Source organism: Streptomyces panacea, from assembly GCF_040560175.1.
GTDB classification, from domain to species: Bacteria; Actinomycetota; Actinomycetes; order Streptomycetales; family Streptomycetaceae; genus Streptomyces; species Streptomyces panacea.
This window is the reverse complement of sequence record NZ_JARJHW010000017.1, coordinates 1-21,585: the sequence shown is the minus strand read 5'-3', so window position 1 is coordinate 21,585 and position 21,585 is coordinate 1. Positions and strand designations below refer to the sequence as shown.

20 protein-coding genes are annotated in these 21,585 nt (G+C 70.1%); 11 read left to right on the top strand and 9 right to left on the bottom strand.

The genetic code is table 11. The annotated features are described in order from the left end of the window. Positions 1 to 13: 13 nt before the first annotated feature. From P3L51_RS06775 to ilvA, 3 genes are all read right to left on the bottom strand, one after another. The gene (locus P3L51_RS06775) at positions 14 to 886 is read right to left on the bottom strand and encodes an ABC transporter permease (RefSeq protein WP_354604146.1); all 873 of its coding nucleotides are present in this window, start codon (positions 884 to 886) and stop codon (positions 14 to 16) included. Next, positions 883 to 2,013 (bottom strand): ATP-binding cassette domain-containing protein, encoded by a 1,131-nt coding sequence (locus P3L51_RS06770; RefSeq protein WP_354604145.1) that lies wholly within the window; start codon positions 2,011 to 2,013, stop codon positions 883 to 885. Before P3L51_RS06770 ends, P3L51_RS06775 begins: the two co-directional genes overlap by 4 nt. 211 nt (positions 2,014 to 2,224) lie before the next feature. Beyond that, positions 2,225 to 3,388 (bottom strand): threonine ammonia-lyase, encoded by a 1,164-nt coding sequence (gene ilvA, locus P3L51_RS06765; RefSeq protein ID WP_354604180.1) that lies wholly within the window; start codon positions 3,386 to 3,388, stop codon positions 2,225 to 2,227. Positions 3,389 to 3,699: 311 nt separating this feature from the next. Between ilvA and P3L51_RS06760 the strand changes: the two genes are divergently transcribed. The 3 genes from P3L51_RS06760 to P3L51_RS06750 are packed head-to-tail and all read left to right on the top strand — an operon-like array spanning position 3,700 to position 5,135. Further along, a complete protein-coding gene (locus tag P3L51_RS06760; RefSeq protein ID WP_435594391.1) occupies positions 3,700 to 4,347 on the top strand; it encodes a MarR family winged helix-turn-helix transcriptional regulator in 648 nt (215 codons plus the stop codon). A 30-nt stretch (positions 4,348 to 4,377) separates the two neighbouring features. After that, positions 4,378 to 4,887 carry a sigma factor-like helix-turn-helix DNA-binding protein gene (locus P3L51_RS06755; RefSeq protein ID WP_354604143.1) on the top strand — a complete coding sequence of 170 codons (510 nt, stop codon included), beginning with the start codon at positions 4,378 to 4,380 and terminating at the stop codon, positions 4,885 to 4,887. Continuing rightward, the gene (locus P3L51_RS06750) at positions 4,884 to 5,135 is read left to right on the top strand and encodes a hypothetical protein (RefSeq protein WP_354604142.1); all 252 of its coding nucleotides are present in this window, start codon (positions 4,884 to 4,886) and stop codon (positions 5,133 to 5,135) included. Before P3L51_RS06755 ends, P3L51_RS06750 begins: the two co-directional genes overlap by 4 nt. Positions 5,136 to 5,159: 24 nt before the next feature. Here the strand turns inward: P3L51_RS06750 and P3L51_RS06745 are convergent, their stop codons facing one another. Beyond that, a complete protein-coding gene (locus tag P3L51_RS06745; RefSeq protein ID WP_354604141.1) occupies positions 5,160 to 6,305 on the bottom strand; it encodes a cystathionine gamma-synthase in 1,146 nt (381 codons plus the stop codon). 66 nt (positions 6,306 to 6,371) lie between these two features. On the opposite strand from P3L51_RS06745, the gene P3L51_RS06740 reads away from it, so the two are divergent. The 4 genes from P3L51_RS06740 (at position 6,372) to P3L51_RS06725 (ending at position 12,014) form a co-directional block, all read left to right on the top strand. Beyond that, entirely contained in the window at positions 6,372 to 7,475 is a 1,104-nt protein-coding gene (locus tag P3L51_RS06740; RefSeq protein WP_354604140.1) for a tetratricopeptide repeat protein, read from the top strand. A 173-nt stretch (positions 7,476 to 7,648) separates the two neighbouring features. Further along, positions 7,649 to 8,308 carry a DUF2690 domain-containing protein gene (locus P3L51_RS06735; RefSeq protein ID WP_354604139.1) on the top strand — a complete coding sequence of 220 codons (660 nt, stop codon included), beginning with the start codon at positions 7,649 to 7,651 and terminating at the stop codon, positions 8,306 to 8,308. Between the two features lie 2 nt (positions 8,309 to 8,310). Continuing rightward, complete coding sequence (locus P3L51_RS06730; RefSeq protein ID WP_354604138.1) at positions 8,311 to 11,325, top strand: hypothetical protein; 3,015 nt, start codon at positions 8,311 to 8,313, stop codon at positions 11,323 to 11,325. Continuing rightward, positions 11,322 to 12,014: a hypothetical protein gene (locus tag P3L51_RS06725; RefSeq protein ID WP_354604137.1), complete on the top strand. Its 693-nt coding sequence runs from the start codon at positions 11,322 to 11,324 to the stop codon at positions 12,012 to 12,014. The genes P3L51_RS06730 and P3L51_RS06725 overlap by 4 nt, the downstream gene beginning before the upstream one ends. A gap of 103 nt (positions 12,015 to 12,117) precedes the next feature. Here the strand turns inward: P3L51_RS06725 and P3L51_RS06720 are convergent, their stop codons facing one another. Next, positions 12,118 to 12,369, bottom strand: coding sequence for a hypothetical protein (locus P3L51_RS06720; protein ID WP_354604136.1), 252 nt, complete (start codon positions 12,367 to 12,369; stop codon positions 12,118 to 12,120). A gap of 331 nt (positions 12,370 to 12,700) precedes the next feature. On the opposite strand from P3L51_RS06720, the gene P3L51_RS06715 reads away from it, so the two are divergent. The 3 genes from P3L51_RS06715 to abc-f all read left to right on the top strand — a co-directional run bounded on the left by P3L51_RS06715 (position 12,701) and on the right by abc-f (position 16,452). Continuing rightward, the gene (locus P3L51_RS06715) at positions 12,701 to 13,795 is read left to right on the top strand and encodes a hypothetical protein (protein WP_354604135.1); all 1,095 of its coding nucleotides are present in this window, start codon (positions 12,701 to 12,703) and stop codon (positions 13,793 to 13,795) included. A gap of 32 nt (positions 13,796 to 13,827) precedes the next feature. Continuing rightward, positions 13,828 to 14,538 carry a phosphotransferase gene (locus tag P3L51_RS06710; protein ID WP_354604134.1) on the top strand — a complete coding sequence of 237 codons (711 nt, stop codon included), beginning with the start codon at positions 13,828 to 13,830 and terminating at the stop codon, positions 14,536 to 14,538. Between the two features lie 294 nt (positions 14,539 to 14,832). Next, the gene (gene abc-f / locus P3L51_RS06705) at positions 14,833 to 16,452 is read left to right on the top strand and encodes a ribosomal protection-like ABC-F family protein (protein ID WP_354604133.1); all 1,620 of its coding nucleotides are present in this window, start codon (positions 14,833 to 14,835) and stop codon (positions 16,450 to 16,452) included. A 25-nt stretch (positions 16,453 to 16,477) separates the two neighbouring features. Here the strand turns inward: abc-f and P3L51_RS06700 are convergent, their stop codons facing one another. The 3 genes from P3L51_RS06700 to P3L51_RS06690 form a co-directional block, all read right to left on the bottom strand. Then, positions 16,478 to 17,476, bottom strand: a complete 999-nt coding sequence (locus tag P3L51_RS06700) for a GNAT family N-acetyltransferase (RefSeq protein WP_354604132.1) — start codon at positions 17,474 to 17,476, stop codon at positions 16,478 to 16,480. Positions 17,477 to 17,686: 210 nt separating this feature from the next. Further along, positions 17,687 to 18,955 carry a L,D-transpeptidase gene (locus tag P3L51_RS06695; RefSeq protein ID WP_354604131.1) on the bottom strand — a complete coding sequence of 423 codons (1,269 nt, stop codon included), beginning with the start codon at positions 18,953 to 18,955 and terminating at the stop codon, positions 17,687 to 17,689. Positions 18,956 to 19,133: 178 nt separating this feature from the next. Further along, the gene (locus tag P3L51_RS06690; protein WP_354604130.1) at positions 19,134 to 19,532 is read right to left on the bottom strand and encodes a hypothetical protein; all 399 of its coding nucleotides are present in this window, start codon (positions 19,530 to 19,532) and stop codon (positions 19,134 to 19,136) included. A gap of 108 nt (positions 19,533 to 19,640) precedes the next feature. On the opposite strand from P3L51_RS06690, the gene P3L51_RS06685 reads away from it, so the two are divergent. Continuing rightward, positions 19,641 to 19,799 carry a hypothetical protein gene (locus P3L51_RS06685; protein ID WP_354604129.1) on the top strand — a complete coding sequence of 53 codons (159 nt, stop codon included), beginning with the start codon at positions 19,641 to 19,643 and terminating at the stop codon, positions 19,797 to 19,799. An 89-nt stretch (positions 19,800 to 19,888) separates the two neighbouring features. On the opposite strand, the gene hutH is transcribed toward P3L51_RS06685, so the two are convergent. Next, a complete protein-coding gene (gene hutH / locus P3L51_RS06680; RefSeq protein ID WP_354604179.1) occupies positions 19,889 to 21,430 on the bottom strand; it encodes a histidine ammonia-lyase in 1,542 nt (513 codons plus the stop codon). Positions 21,431 to 21,585 lie beyond the last annotated feature (155 nt).

The following is a 21,585-nucleotide window of genomic DNA, read 5'->3' as shown; positions in this document are numbered from 1 at the left end:
GCGATGCGGGTCGTTACGCGGTGGCCGAGCGGTAGCGCCGTACCGCCAGCGTGCGGAACACCACGATGATCAGGACGGACCAGATCAGCGAGGCCCAGACCGGATGCTCCATCGGCCAGGCGCCGGTCACCGAGGCCTCCCGGCCCGGGATCGTGTTGCCGAACAGCTCACGCGCCGCCTGCACGGTCGCGCTGAACGGATTCCACTCCGCGACGTGCTGAAGGAACGCGGGCATGCCGTTGACCGGCACGAAGGCGTTGGAGATGAAGGTCAGCGGGAACAGCCAGATCAGCCCGCCGGACGTGGCGGCCTCCGGCGTACGGACGATGAGCCCGATCAGCGCGCCGATCCAGGAGAACGCGTACCCGAGGAAGAGCAGCAGCCCGAATCCGGCGAGCACACTGCCGATGTTCTCGTGTGTGCGCCAGCCGATGATCAGGGCGACGGCCGCGAGGACGACGAGCGTCAGGGCGGTCTGTACGAGGTCGGCGAGCGTACGTCCGGTGAGGACCGCGCCGCGCGCCATGGGCAGTGAGCGGAACCGGTCGATGAGCCCCTTGTGCATGTCGTCGGCGATGCCGGCGCCCGCGCCCGCCGTGGCGAAGGTGACGGTCTGCGCGAAGATGCCCGCCATCAGGAACTCGCGGTAGGCCTGGGCACTGCCGGCGGGGGCGCCGGGAATGTTGATGGAGCCGCCGAAGACGTAGGTGAAGAGCACCACGAACATGATGGGCTGGATCAGCCCGAAGATGATCATCTCCGGGATGCGCACCATCCGGATCAGATTGCGCTTGGCCACCACGAGCGAGTCGCGGACGGACTGGACGATGCCGCCGCGCGGGCGCGGCGCGAGGGCCTTGGGCGAGGCCTCGGTTACGGCGCTCACTTGGCGCTCTCCTTCGGGTCCGTGATCGTCTCGGTGGTGTCGGACGGCTCCGCCGCGTTGGCGCCAAGCGCCGCGTCCTCCGGGGCCGTGCCCTGTGTCGCCGTGTCCGGTGTCGCGCCGGGTGCCTTGTCCGGTGTCCTGCCCGGCGTCGTGCCGTCCGCCGTGCCGTCGCCGTTCCCCCGGCCCTCCTCGGCCGCGTGGCCGGTGAGCGAGATGAAGACGTCGTCGAGGGTGGGGCGGCGCAGGCCGATGTCGTCGATCTCGACGCCGCGGGCGTCGAGTTCCCTGATGATCTCGGCGAGCAGTTTCGCTCCGCCGGTGACCGGGACGGTGAGCTTGCGGGTGTGCTGGGCGACCATCACCTCGCCCTTGCCGAAGCCGGCCAGCACGTCGTGGGTCGGGGCGATCTGCTCGCGTTCGTGGACGACGACCTCGACGCGCTCGCCGCCCGTGCGGGCCTTGAGTTCGTCGGCGGTGCCGCGCGCGATGACCCTGCCGTGGTCGATGACGCAGATGTCGTGGGCGAGGTGGTCGGCCTCTTCCAGATACTGGGTGGTGAGCAGCAACGTCGTACCGCCCGCGACCAGTTCCTCGATGATTCCCCACAACTGCTGGCGGTTGCGCGGGTCGAGGCCGGTCGTCGGCTCGTCCATGAACATCACCGGCGGGGAGACGACGAGCGCCGCCGCGAGGTCGAGGCGCCTGCGCATACCGCCGGAGTACGTCTTGGTGGTGCGGTCGGCGGCGTCGGTGAGGTTGAAGCGGTCGAGGAGTTCGACGGCCCGTGCCTTCGCGGCGCGGGCGCTCTGCTGGTAGAGCTGGCCGACCATCTGAAGGTTCTCGCGGCCCGTCAGATACTCGTCGACCGCGGCGAACTGGCCGGAGAGGCCGATGTTCCTGCGTACCTCGTTGGGGTGCTTGAGCACGTCGATGCCGGCGACGACGGCCTTGCCGCTGTCGGGCTGGAGCAGGGTGGTCAGCACACGGACCGCGGTGGTCTTGCCCGCTCCGTTGGGGCCGAGCAGACCCAGGACCGTGCCTTCGGGGACATCGAGATCGACGCCGTCCAGTGCTCGTACGTCGCCGAACGTCTTGACCAGGCCTTCGGCATAGATGGCGCCTGGCATAGGGGTACTCCCAGAGTTGTGTCAGATGCGGTCAAATGGTGCGATCCGTGCCAACGGAGAGCTTAGGCCGACGGAAGCAGGCCCTGACGCTAACGCGATACATCGCGACAGGCAAGGTATTTAAGTAAGCTCTATGTAAAGAGGATCGGAAGGTGGCCGTGCGCGAGCGGGCGGCCCGCGGAGGGCCCGGCGGACGGGCCGGCCGGGAGCCTCAGCCGAGGATCGTGTAGCCCGCCTCGCGCAGCGCCGTCGCCACGTCCACGCAGTGCTCCGGACCCTTGGTCTCCAGATGCAGCTCCACGTCCGCCTCGGTCAGTCCGAGCCGGGGATCGGTCCGTACGTGACTCACGTCCAGCACGTTGGCGTCGGCCACGGACAGCACCCCGAGCAGCGTGGCGAGCGCCCCCGGCCGGTCGGTGATCCGCAGCCGCAGCCCCAGGTAGCGCCCGGCCGCCGCCATCCCGTGGCGCAGGATCCGCTGCATCAGCAGGGGGTCCACATTGCCGCCCGACAGCACCGCGACCACCGGCCCGCGGAACGCCTCGGGCGTGCTCAGCAGCGCGGCAACCGGGCTCGCCCCGGCCGGCTCCACGACCAGCTTCGCCCGCTCCAGACAGAGCAGCAGCGCGCTGGACAGCTCGTCCTCGGAGACCGTACGCACCTCGTCGACCAGGTCCCTGATCATCGGGAACGTGATCTCGCCCGGCCGGCCCACCTTGATGCCGTCCGCCATCGTCTGCTGCTGGTCGATCGACATCGGCCGCCCGGCCCGCAGCGACGGCGGATACGCGGCGGCGCCCTCCGCCTGTACGCCGATCACCTTGATGTCCGGGCGCACCGCCTTCACCGCGAGGGCGATGCCCGCGGCGAGGCCGCCGCCGCCGAGACCGACGAGGATCGTCCGTACCTCGGGGCACTGCTCCAGGATCTCCAGGCCCACCGTGCCCTGTCCGGCGATGATGTCCAGGTGGTCGAAGGGGTGGATGAAGACCGCGCCGGTCTCCCGCGCGTACTCCTGCGCGGCGGCCAGGGTCTCGTCGACGACATGGCCGTGCAGCCGTACCTCCGCGCCGTACTCGCGGGTCGCCGCGATCTTGGGCAGTGGCGCCCCGACCGGCATGAACACGGTCGAGCGCACACCGAGCAGGGTCGACGCGAGCGCGACGCCCTGCGCGTGGTTTCCGGCGCTGGCGGCGACGACACCGGCCGCGCGCTCCTCGGGGGAGAGCCCGGCGATCCGCACGTACGCGCCGCGCAGCTTGAACGACCCCGTCCGCTGAAGGTTCTCGCACTTGAGGTGGACGGGTGCGCCGACCAGGTGCGTCAGATGCCTGCTGCCCTCCATCGCGGTCATCCGGGCCACACCGGTGAGCATCTTCTGCGCCCCGCGGATGTCGTCGAGGATCAGCGCGGGCGCGGAGCCACGCGGTGAGGCGGAAGTGAATGATCCGGAGGGACGAGACGTACCGAAGGTCATGACCGCCAGTCTCGCAGCTCATCGACGGGTCGGCCGCCCGGAACCGGGGCCGGTCGTCCGGATCGGCCCGACAAGATCCAAACGACCGCCCCTGGGGGCGTCCGCCGGTTTACGCGGGGCTGGTACGGCCACGGGCAGGTCCGCGTACTCTGTCCCCCACCATCCGACCACCGCACGAGAGAGCCCCAGCCATGCCCCCTACTCAGGACATGACTTCCGCTGTGTCGGCCTCCCCGGGCTCCGGCTCCGAATCCTCCGGTTCCGACCCCTCCGGCTCCGCACCTTTAGAGTCCGCACCGGCACCTTCCGTCGGTACCGAATCCGTCGCCGCGACTGACGACGCCGCACTGCTCGACGCCCTTCAGCACCAGGTGGCCGTCTTCGCCCGACGGGCCGAACAGACCCGCCTCGGCGGCGTCGGCCAGGTGCGCAACTCCATGGACCGCGCCGCCTACTTGCTGCTCAACCGGCTTGATCTGGAAGGCCCGATGGGCGTCAAGGCGCTGGCCGCGGGGATGGGGATCGACTCCTCCACCGTCACCCGCCAGGTCGCGCCGCTGGTCGACACCGGCCTGGTCAAGCGCACGTCACACCCGGAGGACGGCCGCGCCGTCGTCCTGGAACTCTCCGTACGCGGTCTCAGCCGCCTCGAAGAGGTCCGGTCCTCGCGCCGTGAGCTGATGTCACAGGTCACGGACGGCTGGACGGAGGAGGAACGGGAATCGTTCCGCACCCTTCTGACCCGGTTCAACTCCGCCCTGTCCGCACGGCAGTCGGGCCCCGCGTCGGCCGAACCGGTTTCGCACCGGGCCCCGGTGGACGAACCCTCCGGCACGGAGCCACCGCCGGCCTCTTGACCTGGGCCCGGGTCTGTCCTCATATGAGGTGTGCGAGAGCGACGGCAGGCGAGTACGGACCGCCGTCGTGCCCGGGAGTTCGAGGCATTCGTCGCGGGCGCGGCAGGCCGGCTGCTGCACGCCGCCACACTGCTGACGGGTGAGCCCGCGGACGCCAAACCACGCGCGGAACAGCTGCTGACGGCCGCCCTGGCCCGTACGTACGCGGACTGGGACCGGCTGCGTGACGCGGACCCGTACGACCGCGCACGCCAGGAGCTGGCCGCCCGCTACGCACGGGGCGCCTGGCGGCACCCCCGGACGGGTGAGGGCCTGCTCGGCCGGCTCAGCCCGCAGGAGCGGCTCATTCTGGTGCTGCGCCTGTACGAGGGGGTGGCCGAGGAGCAGACGGCGGCGCTGATGGGGCTGCCGGTCGAGCGGGTGCGCGCGATCTGCGCGCGGGCGGTCGCCGCGATGCGGCGGCCCGCGCCGCCCCGCCGGCCGGCGCCGCACTGGCCGCTGTCGCTGCTCTCGTCGCACTCCCGGCAGGCCGCGCCATGAGCGGCCACAGCCGTAAGGAGGACGAGGTCCGCCGGATGCTCGACCTGCCGCATCCGCCGGTCCCCGTCGATCTGACGGCCCGCGCGACCGCTCGTGGCACCCGTCTCCTGAACCGCAGGCGCACCCGGCGCCTGCTGCTCTGGTCGCTCGTCGCGATGGCCGTGATCGCCTTCGCGGTGTGGGCGTCGGTGGCGGAGCCGTGGACGGTCCCGCCGTCCGACAAGACCCCGCCACTGGAGGGCTGGTGAGCGCCCGCCGGGCTCCAACTGTCCTCAGGCGAGCGCCTGCTGAAGGTCCATCAGCAGATCGTCACCGGACTCGATGCCGACCGACAGCCTGACCAGGTCGCCCGGCACCTCCAGCGCGGAGCCCGCCGCCGACGCGTGCGTCATCCGGCCCGGGTGCTCGATCAGCGACTCGACACCGCCGAGGGACTCCCCCAGCGTGAAGACCTTCGCCTTGCCGCAGACCTCGATCGCCGCCTGCTCGCCGTCGGTGACCTGGAAGGACACCATGCCGCCGAAGGACTTCATCTGCTTGGCGGCGGTCTCGTGCCCGGCGTGGTCGGGCAGGCCCGGGTAGTAGACCTTCGAGACCCTCGGGTGCCGGACCAGCATCTCGGCGACGCGCGTCGCGTTCTCGCTGTGCCGGTCCATCCGGACGGCGAGCGTCTTCACTCCCCGCAGCACCAGCCAGGCGTCGAAGGGACCGGAGATCGCGCCCATCGCGTTCTGGTGGTAGGCGAGTTCGTCGCCGAGCGTGTCGTCCGCGGTGATCAGCGCGCCGCCCACGACGTCCGAGTGACCGCCCATGTACTTGGTCGTCGAGTGCACGACGACGTCGGCGCCCAGGGCGAGCGGCTGCTGGAGGTAGGGGCTCGCGAAGGTGTTGTCCACGACGAGCTTCGCGCCGGCGCCGCGTGCCACCTCGGCGAGGGCCGCGATGTCGCTGATGCCGAGGAGCGGGTTCGACGGGGTCTCGACCCAGATCGCCTTCGTACGGGGCCGGAGAGCCGCCCGTACCGACGCCGGGTCCGAGGTGTCGGCCACCGACCACTCCACGCCCCAGCGCGAGACGACCTTCGCGAAGAGCCGGAAGGTGCCGCCGTACGCGTCGTTGGGGATCACGACATGATCGCCCGGCGACAGCAGCGTACGGAGCAGGCAGTCCTCGGCGGCGAGGCCCGACGCGAAGGCGAGCCCGCGCCGGCCGCCCTCCAGGGCCGCCAGATTCTCCTCCAGCGCGGAGCGCGTGGGGTTGGCGCTGCGGCTGTACTCGTAGCCGCCGCGCAGTCCGCCCACGCCGTCCTGCTTGTACGTGGACACCTGATAGATGGGGGGTACGACCGCGCCGGTGAGGGAATCAGGTGTGTTCCCCGCGTGGATGGCGATGGTCTCGAAGTTGTGCTGGTCGCTCATGAGCCCCGAGGGTAGCGGGCCGGGGCACGGCGGAGAGCGCCTTCCGCGTCCGGGACAATGGAACGTATGGAGATTCTCTGGTTCCTGATCGCGATGGGCCTGGTCGCGGCCGTCGTCGGCCCGGCCGTGCGGCGCCGCCGCGGTGGCATACGCCAGGTCGCGCCCGGCTCGCCCGACGCCGCCGACCCGGACGCGTACGAGTTCGTACGGCAGGAGGACCTCGACCTCCGGCTTCCGGGGCCCGACCAGGACCTTCTCGACGTACTGGACGTCGTACAGCGCACCCAGGACTGGCGGGCGGCGGCGCAGCTGCTCGCCGGGACGGCCAAGGAGAGCGAGGTGCGCTGGCAGCGCGTGCAGGCGTTCGCGGGCGCCGCGTCGCTGGAACTCCAGCAGAGGCCCGGCGTCGGCGGCGCGTGGCTGCGGGCGTGGCGCGCGGACTCGCCGAAGGACGCGGGCGGCGCGCAGGTTCACGCGGAATTCTTGGTCCAACAGGCATGGCGCTCGTCGGCGGCGGGCACGGACGAGTTCCGGATCATCCTGGAGGAGGCGCGCTCGGTCTGCGACGGCGCGGCGCTGCTGGCGCCCGGCGACCCCGTCCCGTACATCATCGAGCTGGCCGTGGCCCGCGGGCTCGGCTATCCGCACGAGCGGTTCGACCAGCTGTGGGCGAAGGTCATCGACCGCGCGCCGGACCACATGGGCGCGCATCTCGCGGCGCTGCACTACTGGTGCGAGAAGTGGCACGGCTCACGCGAGGAGGCCGACCGGTTCGCGACGGCGTCGGCGGCACGGGCGCCGAAGGGCTCGCTGCTGGCCGCGCTGCCGCTGTTCGCGGTGTACGAACACCTGCCGGAGGTCGCGCTGGTGCGGGACTTCTACGGCAGCGCGGTGGTGTCGAAGGCGATGGAGGGCGCGCTCTACGCGGTCCACGCGGCGCGCCCCGACGACCCGATGCTCGCGCACGTACGGCATCTGCTGATCCACTTCCTGGTGGGCGGCGGGCGCTGGTCGGAGGCGATGCACCAGCTCGTGCTGGTGGACGGCTACATCGGCGCGCTGCCCTGGACGGTCGCCGAGGACCCGGCGGCGCAGTACGCGACGTACCGGGCCCTGGCGGTGGCGGGTTACGAGGCGAACGGCGGCAATCCGGCGACACTGCCGCGGTAGCGGGGCTTTCGTCCTCAAGCGCCGGAAGGGCCGCGTGTGCGACCCGTCCGGCGCCGCCGACTTCGGCCCGCCCGCTGCCACTTCAGGTGTCCGAGGCGTCAACCGCGCGGCCGGCGCGGACCGGCCGACTTGATCAACTCTTTATCTGCGACAAGTGTTCACATCGGATCTTGATGGGCATTCTGTGGACGGCCTGTGACCGAGTGCAGCGTGCATCGTGCACCGAACTCGGCATCACACCGGTACACGAAGCGCGAGACACGCTCCGCTTGACGCGGCGTGAAGAAGAGAGATCTGAGGCGATGCGTGTGGACGGCATACGAAGATGGGCGCTTGTGGCAGCTGCCCTGACCCTGCTGGCCGGAGTCTTACAGGGAGTTCAGGCGTCCTCGGCAACCGCGGCCGACTGCTGGCGAGCCAGCTGTTCGGGCAAGGACCCCATTCAGATGGGGTGTGACAACGATGCCGAGATTCTTCAGCAGGTGACCGAGCCGGACGGGTCGGTCGCGGTGCGGCTGATGTGGTCACCGGACTGCCAGGGGGTATGGGCGAAGTTCTCGCGCGATCTCGACACGTCCCCTGACTACGTGTACGGGACGCTCTGGACGACGGGCGCTCCCGACGGCGGCATCCAGGACTACGACACCACGGGCCGTCTCACCGACGGCGTGGCAGGCGCCTACACCGCGATGCGGAACTGGAAGACCACGACCGCGAAGGCGTGCTGGAACGATGTCAACGCCCAGTACGACCCCGTCCCGCTGAGATACGTCAAAAACAACAACGACACAAGCCTCCCGAGCACCCACGGTTCGTGTACGGACTGGCTGTGAGGATGACGATGCGCAGAAGCGGTCTTGGGAGATTATTCTCCATCAATCCACTGATAGCCCTGAGCGTGGTGGCGGCATCCGCCACCCTGATCCCGCAGGGTTCCCCGGACACCCCGGCGCAGGCGGCTCCTGCCGCCTCGGACGCCCCCACGCCCCATCTGTTCTCCGCGCCCGGCAAGGACCTGGGAACCGGCTACGCCTCGTCGCCGGACGCGATCGTGCAGGCCACCGGCGACGCGGAGGGACTGCACATCCTCGCGGCGAGGGAGACCGACGGGTTCTCCTTCTACGAGATCGCCCGCCTGAACCGCAAGGAACTCTCCGAAGTCGGCCCATGGACGGGCTACGTCTGCACTACGGGATCAGGGAACTACGCGGCAGCGGTCTACGCTCCGTCGGCCTGGTCCAACGAGCCCGGCGCGTACGGGAACGGCGCGTTCGCCGCAGTGATCCGTCTCTCCGACGGCAAGGTCACCGAGGTTCCCGGCCGGGTGCAGCTCGCGTACTTCACTCCGGGCTGCGGAACGGGCGACGAGGTGGCTTTCACCTCCAGTTCGGCCACCGACAAGTCCGCCGGCGCGACGACGGTGACATCGGTCGACGCGGCCACCGGATCGGTCTCCTCCCGCCGCACGGTCGACGGCTATCTGACGCACGTCACGCCCACGCAGAAGCGCACCGTGGGCGTGCTCGGCGGCAACCTCGTCGACCTGAAAGGCAACGGCAAGACACTGTCGGCCCGCAAGCTCGCCCCGGTGCCCGGCCCGATGTTCGCGCTGACCGCCTCGGAGAACGGCGCCGTGGACGTCGGCACGGTCGACGGCCAGAGCAGTGTCATCTCCCGTTTCGACGGCAAGGACTTCACCGAACTGGGCCGCGCCCCGAAGGGGAAGGTCAAGCTCCTCCGCGTGGCCGACGGCGACGCGGTCGTCGGCGACGTGAAGGGAATCGACACCACCGACGCCCCGGGGCTTTCGAAGCACTCGGTGGACGGCCGGGTGACGGGAATCTCCCGGCAAGGCCATCTGGTGACCAACTCGGTGTTCTCCGAGCAGATGAAGGGCATCACCAGCGGCATCGGCTCGCCCTCGAACGAGGGCGTCGGAACGCTGACGGTCAAGGCGACCGCGCTCAAGACCGGTGCGAAGGCCACCACACTCGTGGACGCCGACCGCGATCGACCGAAGCCGGATTCCTCGCCGCCGATGGACCCGGCCGCGTTCACCGTCGCGGCCGGGCCAACCGACGATGACGACGACCCGGCCACGTGCGGTGAGGGCATGCCGGAATCGCAGTGCCTGACGGGATCCGGTGCGGCCGTCTGGGGCAAGATCGGGGGGATGGAGAGCCCCTGCATCGTCAAGCGCAACGACCCCAAGCGCCAGGCGCTCCAGGCCAGCGCGAACATGGTCGAATGGGCGGTCGACCAGGCTGTTCACGGCAGACTGACCGTCTCCCGCCCACAGAACTGGCACGACACCGGCCTGGGCGCCTACACCCCGCAGGGCCTGTTCCCCAAGCCGTCGCTGAGCGGCGGAGGCAATATCCCCGCACAGGTCATGCTGGGCATCCTCGCCCAGGAGTCCAACTTCAAGCAGGCGTCCTGGCACTCCATGAACGGCGACTCGGGCAACGTCACCAAATCCGACTGGTACGGGAACGAGAACGGCATCCACGGCTACCCCAAGCGGGAGAAGGCCGACTGCGGCTACGGCATCGCCCAGGTGACGACCGGTATGTCCGAGGAGCACGCCGAGCAGTTCGACACTTTGCGCGCCGGCGCCATCACCACCGACTACGCGGCGAACATCGCCGCCGGTCTGGGCATCCTGGCCGAGAAGTGGGACCAGCTCAAGGCGCTGGGCATGAACGCCAACAGCGGCAACCCGGCCTACATCGAGAACTGGTACATGGCGCTGTGGGGCTACAACTCCGGCGTCTACACCTCCGGCTCCGTCGGCCTGGGCTTCTTCAACAACCCGATCAACCCGAGCTACCCGGCCGACCGGCAGCCGTTCCTGCGCAACAGCTATGACGACGCCTCCCGCCCCGGCGAGTGGAACTACTCGGAGAAGATCTTGGGCTGGGCGGAAGTCCCGCAGATGACCTGGAATGGAGAAGAGTCGTACTCCGAGCCGGACATGCCGTTCGGCATCGTCAAGCCCGCGCCGCACAAGCTGTTCTGCGACCCGTCCGTCAACGCGTGCAACCCGGACGCGGCCGACCCGTGCCCGAGCTGGGACGCGAACTGCTACTGGGACCGCGGCGCGGACTGGATGGGCTCGCAGAGCACCGGCAACTCCAGCACCGAGAAGCTCAGCTATTCGCTCGGCTCGGGAGAGCCCGAGCTCAAGAGCAAGTACGGTCACGGCCCGTGCATCAAGCAACCGGGCGTCTACACCAACGCCATCATCGTCGATGACCTCGGCCAGCACGAGGACACCTATGGATGCGGGGACTTCGAGGCGGCCGACGACGGCAAGTTCACCCTCCAGGCCGGTGACAACATCACCACGCTGAGGGACGACGGCACTTACCGCGCGACCCCCTACCTCGCTCCCATCGACCTTCACCAGCTCGGCGCGGGGTACGACCACCACGTCTACTTCACGCACAGCTACCCGGACACCGACTACTTCCACAAGATCACGGGCCGGTGGCAGGTCAACCAGGCCAAGCTCCCCTCCGGAGACCAGCCCGGCCAGCGCTACAAAGTCTTCGTCCACCTGCCGAGCCACGGCGCGGAGGCGATCGTCCGGTACAACTTCATCCCGGGCGACAACACGGCCGGTGCCAAGGCCGACTACTGCCGGGTCAATCAGGGAACCCGTAGCGCGGGCCAGGACACCTGGTTCGAGATGGGCAGCTTCACCTTCTGGAAGGGCGGCCGGATCGAGGCGGACAACCTCCACGACGCCGGCACCGGAGACGACAACGTGGTGTTCGACGCGATGGCCTTCGTTCCGTTCAACTACGCCACTCCCGGCCCGTGCAACCTCAACGACGGTGGCTCGTGACGCGCGCCGCCTTCCGCGTTCCCGCCGTGCTGATGGCCGTCGTCATCGGCACGGCGGGAGCCGTCTCCTGTAACCGGAGCAGCCCCGCGACGACGGGGCCCGACCGCCCGAAGGCCGCATCGGCCCACCCTGAGCCGTCCAAGACACGGACCGCGCCACGTGCCGTCGATCTGCCGGAGCACGCGGTAACCAGTGACAAGCGGCCGAGTTTCGGCGCGGCGGACACGATGGCCACCGGATACACCGGGAAGGATTTCCTCACCGGGCTCTCGAAGAAATGGAAGCTGAAGCTGGACGAGCCCGTGGAGCAGGAGATGCCCGACGGGAAGAAGAGAACGTACGTCAACGGGCGCGACGGGAACGGGGTGACGGTTTCGGCCGGATACGCCGATCACACGCTCATGTCATCTCTTCTGTGCAGAACGAGCACGAAGAAACCCGCTGGTTTTGGTTTCCTCGCCGCCTGCACCGGACTCGACGTGGCGGGAGTCGACCACAGCAAGGCCTCTTCGTGGCTCAAGCAGGCGAAGAGGGAGACCGATTCCCTGTACGCGAAGAAAATTGCCGAGACGGGAAATAAGAAGGAATACGTTGTCAGCGGGGTGTTCACCTCGGGGCCGGTGACGATGATTCTGCACCGAGCGTATGGCACGTACTCGCTGAGGATCCTCGGCGGCGCGGTGGCGTAGGGCGATCAGTCGGCGCGCGGAGCGAAGGTCCCCGCTGTCTCCGGGGGACCTTCGCTCCGCACATGCGTGTTCCGTCCGTGGAACGCCTACCAGGCAATTCGCTCTACGGGGCCGAGCAGATGAGTTCTTCGCTCTTGTTCTTGTAGTCCTGCATCTCGCCTGCCTCGTAGCCCGCTTCCTTCAGGCTCTCCATCAGTGACGCCGTGTCGCCGCACAGGTCCGGACGCTGCCGATCAAGATAGGACTTGACGCCTTCAGCGGTCAGTTCTTCCCAGGACCGTTTGATCTCGTCTTTCTTCTCGTGTGCGTAGGAGAACTCGACCCATTCCTTTTCCCGATCCGTGAGACGGGACATGTCAACGGGCTCGTCGCTTTCCCCGCATGAGGCGGCCATGAGAGTGCACGCCACCACCACGAGACATATATGCGCTTTCTTCACAATGTCCTCTTCCGTGCGGATCGCCAGGGGAATAACATACCGCTCGCACGCGCGAATTACCCGAACAGAGATATCTTGAAGGCTCCCCGTGGGTACCGGGAGAAATGCACGACGAGGCCGGTCGGCGGATCCCGGACCCGCCCCCGCCATCCAGGCACCGTTGCCGCGCTGACCTGCGGTGGTGCATACTCCGCAGATCCCCCACACCTTCTCTTCACCTGTTCTCCGTACCCCTGGGGGCCGTCCCATGGCACGCGTTCTGCCTTTCGTCCTCTTCGCGTTCGGCATCTGGTTCTGGCTGAAGGCCCGCCGGAGCGTGTCCTCGCTCGTCGGTACGGAGGCGGAGCTGGGGCTGCTTCCCCGGGACCGGCAGAATGTGGAGCTGGCCGGGTCCGACGCCGCTCTCGAGCGTGTCCTGGGGGAGGCGCGGGCGGGGCGGTGGGAGGAGGTGGCCGAGTTGATGGCCGTCACCGGCAAGGAGCGGGACTGGGAGCGGCGTGCGCTCTACGCGCGTGTACTGGGCGAGGCCGCCGCCCGGGAGGACTCCTGGCTGCGGGCGTGGCGCGCCTCCCGCCCCGACGGCTCCCACGACCCGGACGCCGAGCTGGTCCAGGCGTCGGCCACCGTCGCGCGCGCGTGGCTGCTGCGGGGCTCCCCGTACGCCAAACACACCACACCCGAGCAGGCGGACCGCTTCCACGAGCTGCTGCCGGACGCCCGCGCCGACACCGCGCGAGCGGCGGCGCTCGGCCCGGACGACCCGTCGCCGTACATCGTCGAGATCCGTACCGCGCTGGGCGTCGGCTACGGCCCGGACCAGATGCGCGAGCTGTGGGCGGAGATCACCGCCCGCACCCCGCATCCCACGTCGGCGCCGCTGTACGGGGCGCACGAGGCCGCGATCCAGTACTGGGGCGCGCGCTGGCACGGCTCGGCGGAGCTGGCGCGCGAGTTCGCCGCGCAGGCGACCGCCGACGCGCCGGGGGGCACGTTGATGACCGCGTTCCCGCTGATCGCCTGGTTCGACCACCACGACGCCGCGGCGACGGCCCGCGACTACACGGACCCGCACCTGACGGCCCTGGTCGACGCGGCCCTGGCGGACGCCGGGACGGCGCACCCGGACCACCCCCGTCTGCCCGAGGTGCGGCACCTGCTGGCGTACTTCCTGACGCGGCAGGGCAGGCACGAGGAGGCCCTGGACCAGTTCCGCCTGGTCGACGGGTATGTGAACGCCCTGCCCTGGCGCTCCCGCCGCGATCCGGTGGAGTTCTTCCTCGCGACCCGTACGAAGGCGATCCGCGGCGCGGAGGCCCGCACCCGCATCCGCCGGGGCGTCTGACGCGCGGGCCGGGGCCTGGCATCGTGGGGGGCATGGAAGAGACTCCTCTGTCCGGCGGGTTCGTCAATCAGGTCGTACGTGTCGGTGACACCGTGCGGCGCTCCTCCACGTCGTCGGCGCGACACGCCGCGTACACACGGGAGTTGCTGGGGCTGTTCGCGGAGCGGGGCTGGGGCGGGGCGCCCCGGTACCGGGGTGTGGACGAGCAGGGACGCGAGGTGCTCGGTCACATCGAGGGAGAGGTCGATCTGCCCGTGTCGGACGCGCGTCTGGCGCGGGTCGCGGCGCTCGTACGGGAGTTCCACGACCTGACGGCCGGATCGCCGCTCGCCGACGGGCGCGAAGTGGTGTGCCACAACGACCTGTCGCCCAGGAACACGGTCTACGCCGACGGGCTGCCCGTGGCCCTCATCGACTGGGACCTGGCCGCTCCCGGCGACCGTATCCACGATGTCGCCCATATCTGCTGGCGGTATCTGGACCTCGGCCCCCGTATCCCCGACGTCGCCGACGCGGCCCGCCGGATCACCCTGGTCTGCGACGCGTACGGCCTGGACGACCGGGACGGCATCGTCCGCACGATCCTCTGGTGGCAGGACCGCTGCGCGCGCGATATCGACGAGGCCGCCGACCTGGGCGACCCGGCGATGACCGCGCTGCGCGAGCGGGGCGTGGTGGACGACGTGCGGGCCGCGTACACGTGGGTGTCGGCCCACGCCTTCGAGCTGGCCGCGAAGCTGTAGCCGCCGGCCGGGCCGTGGCGTGCGGGCCGTGGCGAGCGGGCGCGGGCGCCACGACGGGCGCGGGCCTCGACGGGGGCGGTAATTCGCGGGCGCCCTCCCGTGACCCTCGGTAGACTCGGCGCCATGGGTTCGTACTCGTACTACTACTTTCGCTGATTCCGGGCGCGGACGCCCCGGCGTAGGTCCTGTCCCGGACCGCCGGCGTCCCCTTCTCGCCGCCCGTCGCACGTAACTCGCCCCGCCGCGCGCCGACGCGCGCGCTTTTCGCGGGCCTGTCACTCTCAGGGAAAGAACATGCGCGAACGCGCCCAATTGTCGATGAAAGACGTCTCCAAGTCGTACGGCGACCGGACCGTCCTCGATCAGGTGTCACTCTCCGTCCGGCCCGGCGAGAAGGCCGGTGTCATCGGGGAGAACGGCTCCGGGAAGTCCACCCTGCTCCGGCTGCTGGCCGGGGCCGAGGCACCGGACGGCGGGGAGGTCACCGTCCTGTTCCCCGGCGGGATCGGGCATCTCGCCCAGACCCTCGGGCTCGACCTCCACTCGACCGTTCAGGCCGCCGTCGACGCGGCCCTCGCGGATCTGCGGGAGCTCGAAAGCCGGATCCGCGCCGCCGAGGCGACACTCGCGGACGCCACGGAGGCCGAACTGACCTCGTACGGCGATCTGTTGACCGCCTACGAGGAGCGCGACGGCTACGCGGCGGACGCCCGCGTCGACGCCGCCCTGCACGGACTCGGCCTCGCCCACATCGGCCGCGACCGCCCGCTCGGGTCGCTCTCCGGCGGCGAGCGGTCCCGGGTGGCGCTGGCCTGCGTCCTGGCGTCCGCGCCGGAACTGCTGCTGCTCGACGAGCCGACCAACCATCTCGACCGGCGGGCCACCACCTACCTGGAGGAGCAACTCCGGGCGCACCGCGGCACGGTGGTCGCCGTCACCCACGACCGCGCGTTCCTGGAGCGCGTCGCGACGACGATCCTGGAGGTCGACCGGGACACCCGCGCCGTGACGCGGTACGGCGACGGCTGGACCGGCTACCGCACGGCCAAGGCCGCCGCCCGCCGCCGCTGGGAACAGGACCACGAGGAGTGGCTGGCCGACCTGGCCCGCACGAGGGAGCTGGTCGCCGCCGCCGGGCAGCGGCTCGCGGCCACCGGGAAGGACCCGGGGCAGGGCTTCGGCAAGCACCGCCGCTCGCACGAGGCGAAGCTGTCCGGGCAGGTCAGGGCGGCGCGGGTACGGCTGGAGCGGCTGGAACGGGAGCCGGTCCCCGCCCCGCCGGAGCCGCTCGCCTTCGCCGGCACCCCGGCCACCACCGGGGCCGACGGCCTGCTGGCCGAGTTGTCCGGCATCGTGATCGGGGACCGGCTGCGGCTGGATTCGCTCCAGGTGAAGTCCGGGACGCGGCTGCTGGTCGACGGGCCCAACGGCGCGGGCAAGTCGACGCTGCTGCGGGTGCTGGCCGGGGATCTCGCACCGGACGCGGGCACCGCCCGCCGTACGGCCGAAGTCGGCTATCTGGCCCAGGAGTCGGCCACCGTGACAGCGGGCTCACGGCTCTCGCTGCTGGGGGCTTTCGCGGTGGGCCGCCGGGGGCTGCCCGAGGAGCACACCGACGAGCTGCTGGCTCTCGGGCTGTTCCGTGAGGAGGATCTGGCCGTGCCCGTCGCCGGACTCTCGGTGGGGCAGCGGCGCCGGCTCGAACTGGCCCGGCTGCTGACCCGCCCCGCCGATCTGCTGATCCTGGACGAGCCGACGAACCATGTGGCGCTGAGCCTGGTGGAGGAGCTGGAACGGGCGCTCGCCAGTTACGAGGGCGCCCTGGTCGTGGTCTCGCACGACCGCCGCTTCCGGAGCGAATTCACGGGCGCCCGGCTGGAGTTGCGGGCAGGGCGGGTGATGCCGGGGAGCTGACGCGGGCTCAACACCGGTCGGGGTCCTACAGCTTGGCCTGGAAGATCCCGGCCGGCCGCTCACGCCGGTAGCCGAGCGCCGCGTTCACGGCGAGCATCGGCGCGTTGTCGTCGGCGACGCTGGTGCTGATCTCCCGTACTCCGGGGTGGCGTTCGGCGAGTGTGCCCAGCAGATGGCGTTTGACCGCCTGGCCGAGTCCGCGCCCGCGGTGCTCCGGGACGACCACCGTGTCGTACTGGAGCGCCCGGGTGTGCGACGGGTCGCGCAGGACGAGTGCCGTGTACGCGGCGACCCGGTCGACGCCCTTGCCCGCGCCCCCGGCCTCCGCGAGCACCACCGAGGTGAGGATGACACCGCCCCGGTCGTCGACGAGGCGGGCCGCGCCCCGTACCCGCTCCGCGTCCCATCTCGGCGTCCGCTCGTCCACGCCCGTACCGGGAGCGTCCCGCGTCACCTCGTGCGCCCGCGCGAACTCGTCCGCGAGGGCGTCGGGCACGACGCCGTCCCAGCTCGCGAAGCGGTAGCCGTCGGGCAGTCGTGGCTCGGGCAGTTCGGCGTTCGCCTCCGGAACGCGCTGGACGTACCAGGCGAGCGGCAGCACCTTGGCGAAGCCGAGCCCGTCGACGAACGCCTCACCGGCGCCGCCCAGTTCGAGCATCGCGGAGACCGAACTGCGCCCGTCGGCGGTCAGTTCGGCCCGGATGGCACCCCACAGCTGTGCGCCCACGCCGCGCCGTCTCGCCTCGGGGCGAACCACCAGGGCGTCGAGGAAGGCCATGTGCCGATTGCTCTTCTCGGTGAACAGAAGCAGCGTGGCCACGCCGTCGTACGACCCGTCGGGGGCGGCCCACACCAGATGGAGCATCCGCGCGGTGGGCGACTGCACACGCAGCTTCCCCGCGGTCTCGGTGCGGCCCCGCTCCGGTACGGAGGCGGGCACGTCCCGGAGATGGGCAGCCGCGATCACGTCATGCCAGGCGTCTGTCTCCGCCTCGGACGGCGGGGTTCCCAGAGTCATCAGCATGATCCGAACCTACGCTCACTACCCGCCTCGCGCCCCCGAGTTGTGCGGGCTTTCCGGACAGTGAGACAGCCTTCGGGCGCCGTCGGTTCCGCGGGAAGCCACCCAATCCTCACCAGCCCCGGTGAGCGGCCCCGGTGAACGCACTGCGGCGGCACCCGACCGGGGTGCCGCCGCAGTGGCGAACAGGACGTGACGCGGGACGGAGGAGGATCAGGCGGCGGAGGTGGCCTGCCAGTCCGCCCAGCTCAGGTTCCATCCGTTGAGGCCGTTGTCGGCCTGGATGGTCTTGTCCGGGGAGTTCTTGACGATGACCACGTCACCGACGATCGAATTGTCGAAGAACCAGGCGCCCGGCTGGTTGGGGTCGTTCGCGCCCTTGGCGTCGTTCAGACCGACACAGCCGTGGCTCGTGTTGGACGAACCGAAGATCGAGTCGTCGCCCCAGTAGTTGCCGTGGATGAAGGTGCCCGACGTGGACAGCCGCATGGCGTGCGGCACGTCCTTGATGTCGTACTCACCCTTGCCGTCGTCGTCCGTGAAGCCGACCGTCGCACCGTTCATCCGGGTCTCCTTGAACTTCTCGGAGATCACCATCTGACCGTTGTACGTCGGGTTGTCCGGGGAGCCGGCGGAGATCGGGATCGTCTTGATCGTCTTGCCGTCCTGCTGGACGGTCATGGTCTTGGCCTTGGTGTCGACCGTGGAGACCTGGTTACGGCCGACCTTGAAGGTGATCGTCTTCTGCTGGACCCCGAAGACGCCGTTCGCGCCCTCGACGCCGTCGAGCGCCAGCTTCAGCGTGACGGTGGAGCCGCCCTGCCAGTACTGCTCGGGGCGGAAGTCGAGGCGCTGGGAGTTGAACCAGTGGCCGACGACTTCCTGGCCGCTGCTCGACGTGACGGTGATCCCGCCCTGCACGGCGGCCTTGTTGGTGATCCCCTTGTCGAAGTTGAGCGAGACCGGCATGCCGACGCCGACGGTCGAGCCGTCCTCGGGCGTGAAGTTGCCGATGAAGCTGTTCTTCGGCGAGACGGTGGTGAAGGACGAGTTCTCGTGGGCCTCGCGGTCCTTGGAGTCCTTCGCCGTCGCGGTGATCTTGTACGACGTGGAGCGCTCCAGCTGGCCGTCCGGCTTCCAGCTCTTCGCGTCGGCGGCCAGCGTGCCCTTGACGGCGGCCCCGTCGGCGGTGGTCATGTCGACCTTGGTGAGCGTGCCCTTGGTGACGGTGACCTTCGCGTCGTTGTTGATGCCCGCGTTGTCGGCGCCGTTCTTGGGCGAGATGGCTATCTGGGCCTCGGAGGTGTCCTTCGCCGCGGCCTCGTCCACCTGCGCCTGCGAATCCTTCGAACGCTCGGCTCCGGAGTCCTTGCCACCGTCGCCACTGCTGCAGGCCGAGAGCACCAGCACCCCGCCGAGCAGTGCGGACGCGGCCGTCAGGCCCTTGCGCCGCTTGCCGTTCGTCATCACACGCTTCTCCATCGTTGCCGATTCCCTGCCTACTGACCTTTAAGAACACCCATACCGGTTCGTCCGGTTCCACCTGGGACGAAGATGTGGGCAACGCCACTCGCACTCCGGGATGGACACGGGCAGCGCGTTTGTAAGCCCCGGGTCGCTTTCGACGGCGTCCCGGGGCCAAGGGTGTCACGCTCGTGAGCTAAACCACGCCGGGCCGCCCGCGGTCCCCGCTACGGACGCCGTCCCGGTCCTCGATTTCGGCCTCCGCGCTGTCCGCCTCGTCCTCCTCGTCCTCCTCGTCCATATTCCATTCCACGGCTTCCGGGTCGTAGTCGATCTGCTCGCTGCTCCACGACGCCTGGGCGAGTTCCACCCCGGGCACGTCGCTGACCAGCTCCGACGGCTCGACGAGATACGCGAGGGCCTCCGCCTCGTCCTCGCGCACCGCCGAGCGGGCGTGGTCACGTTCCTCTTCCGGCATCGAATCGTCCGACGCGATGCGGGTCAGGGCGGCGGCGGTCAGCTGTTCCGGATCACTGATCTCCAGCACCAATTCAACGTGCAGCCGGACAAAACGGGAGGTCTCAGGAGTGCTCATAACCGGAGAGTAGGCCTCTTCCCCCGGGTGACTTTCCCGCGACCCGCTGCTTTCACTAGCATCAGCGCACCCAGCCAATTCGGCGTTTTCCCAAGGGAGATCGATTACGTGTACGTGTCCGTCGTACGCCGACCGCTGCTCACGGCCATAGCCGCCGGGATCCTGCTCTGCCTCATGTGGTTCGTCCCCTCGGCGAACGCCACGAACGAGCAGAACGCCGGTCAGCAGCAGTCCGCCGCAACCGCCCAGAAGGACTCGGCCGAGTAGTCCTCCTGAATCGGCAGCAGTACGGAGGGGGCCGCCCGGCTGCCGGGCGGCCCCCTCCGCGTACGTCTCCCTAGGAGGTGTCTGGTCGATCAGGCCAGCGGACCGGTCACCGGCTCCACCGCCGCCACCAGCCGCCCGTCGTGCACGAACGCGTCGGCCGCGGCGAGATCCGGCGCCAGGAACCGGTCGGGACCCGGCCCCTCGATCCCCGCCGCCCGCACCGCCTCGATCGCGGCCCGCGAGGCCGGCGCGGGCACCAGGCCCGTACGCAGCTCGATCGCGCGGGTCGCCGCGTACATCTCGACGGCGACGATGCGCGTCAGATGCGCGACGGCCGTACGGAGCTTGCGCGCCGCCGACCAGCCCATCGACACGTGGTCCTCCTGCATCGCCGACGACGGGATCGAGTCGACGGACGCCGGGACGGCCAGCCGCTTCATCTCGCTGACCAGGGCGGCCTGCGTGTACTGGGCGATCATCAGGCCCGAGTCGACACCGGGGTCGTCCGCGAGGAAGGCGGGCAGACCGTGCGAACGGTTCTTGTCGAGCAGCCGGTCCGTGCGTCGCTCGGCGATGGAGCCGAGGTCGGCGGCGACGATCGCGAGGAAGTCCAGAACGTACGCGACGGGGGCGCCGTGGAAGTTGCCGTTGGACTCCACGCGCCCGTCCGGCAGCACGACCGGGTTGTCGACGGAGGAGGCCAGTTCGCGGTCGGCCACGATCCGGGCGTACGCGAGGGTGTCCCGGCCCGCGCCGGCGACCTGCGGGGCGCAGCGCACGGAGTAGGCGTCCTGCACCCGGGGCGCCGCGTCCTCCTGGAAGTGCCCGGTCAGCCCGGACCCGGCGAGCACCCGCAGCATGTTGTCGGCGCTGACTCCCTGGCCGGGGTGCGGGCGGATGGCGTGCAGCTCGGGGGCGAGGACCTTGTCCGTACCGAGCAGTGCTTCCAGGGTCAGCGCGGCGGTGATGTCGGCGGAGGTGTAGAGCCGCTGGAGGTCGGCGAGGGCCATGACCAGCATGCCGAGCATCCCGTCGGTGCCGTTGAGGAGCGCGAGGCCCTCCTTCTCCCGCAGCTCGACGGGCGCGATGCCGTGGGCGGCGAGCAGCTCGCCGGCGGGCTTCAGGACACCGTCCGGGCCCTCGGCGTCGCCCTCGCCCATCAGCGTCAGCGCGCAGTGGGAGAGCGGCGCGAGGTCGCCGGAGCAGCCGAGGGAGCCGTACTCGTGGACGACGGGCGTGATCCCCGCGTTCAGAACGTCCGCGATGGTCTGCGCGACGTGCGGGCGTACGCCGGTGTGCCCGGACGCGAGGGTCTTGAGCCGCAGGAACATCAGCGCCCGCACGACCTCACGCTCGACGCGCGGGCCCATACCGGCGGCGTGCGACCGCACGATGTTGCGCTGGAGCCGCCCCCGCAGGTCCGGGCCGATGGCACGGCTGGCGAGCGCGCCGAAGCCGGTGGAGACGCCGTACACGGGCTCGGGCTTGGCGGCGAGCGCGTCGACGATCTCGCGGGCCGCGGCGAGCGCGGAGAGGGCGTCGGCGGAGAGCTCGACGCGGGCGTTGCCGCGGGCGACGGCGACGACGTCTTCGGCGGTGGTACCGGACGTCCCCACGACGACAGTGTGCATATCCATATTCAGGAGCGTACGTATTGAAACTCAACGTGTCACTAGGGACGGCGGGGCGGGGTCGAGTGCGGTGGTGGCGGGGTCGCCGGGCGGGCATCGCTGTACCTGCGGCGCGGGGTGGTTGCGGTGGTGGCCAGGTGCCGCTCCGAGGCTGT

Coding starts and splice junctions, on each gene's coding strand:
- P3L51_RS06730 (WP_354604138.1), top strand. CDS start 8,311: ATGACGATGCGCAGAAGCGGTCTTGGGAGATTATTCTCCATCAATCCA.
- P3L51_RS06695 (WP_354604131.1), bottom strand. CDS start 18,955: ATGGAGAAGCGTGTGATGACGAACGGCAAGCGGCGCAAGGGCCTGACG.
- ilvA (WP_354604180.1), bottom strand. CDS start 3,388: ATGCTCACCGGTGTGGCCCGGATGACCGCGATGGAGGGCAGCAGGCAT.
- P3L51_RS06700 (WP_354604132.1), bottom strand. CDS start 17,476: ATGCTGATGACTCTGGGAACCCCGCCGTCCGAGGCGGAGACAGACGCC.
- P3L51_RS06715 (WP_354604135.1), top strand. CDS start 12,701: ATGGCACGCGTTCTGCCTTTCGTCCTCTTCGCGTTCGGCATCTGGTTC.
- P3L51_RS06710 (WP_354604134.1), top strand. CDS start 13,828: ATGGAAGAGACTCCTCTGTCCGGCGGGTTCGTCAATCAGGTCGTACGT.
- P3L51_RS06735 (WP_354604139.1), top strand. CDS start 7,649: ATGGGCATTCTGTGGACGGCCTGTGACCGAGTGCAGCGTGCATCGTGC.
- P3L51_RS06770 (WP_354604145.1), bottom strand. CDS start 2,013: ATGCCAGGCGCCATCTATGCCGAAGGCCTGGTCAAGACGTTCGGCGAC.
- abc-f (WP_354604133.1), top strand. CDS start 14,833: ATGCGCGAACGCGCCCAATTGTCGATGAAAGACGTCTCCAAGTCGTAC.
- P3L51_RS06760 (WP_435594391.1), top strand. CDS start 3,700: ATGACTTCCGCTGTGTCGGCCTCCCCGGGCTCCGGCTCCGAATCCTCC.
- hutH (WP_354604179.1), bottom strand. CDS start 21,430: ATGCACACTGTCGTCGTGGGGACGTCCGGTACCACCGCCGAAGACGTC.
- P3L51_RS06740 (WP_354604140.1), top strand. CDS start 6,372: ATGGAGATTCTCTGGTTCCTGATCGCGATGGGCCTGGTCGCGGCCGTC.
- P3L51_RS06720 (WP_354604136.1), bottom strand. CDS start 12,369: ATGTCCCGTCTCACGGATCGGGAAAAGGAATGGGTCGAGTTCTCCTAC.
- P3L51_RS06750 (WP_354604142.1), top strand. CDS start 4,884: ATGAGCGGCCACAGCCGTAAGGAGGACGAGGTCCGCCGGATGCTCGAC.
- P3L51_RS06690 (WP_354604130.1), bottom strand. CDS start 19,532: ATGAGCACTCCTGAGACCTCCCGTTTTGTCCGGCTGCACGTTGAATTG.
- P3L51_RS06745 (WP_354604141.1), bottom strand. CDS start 6,305: ATGAGCGACCAGCACAACTTCGAGACCATCGCCATCCACGCGGGGAAC.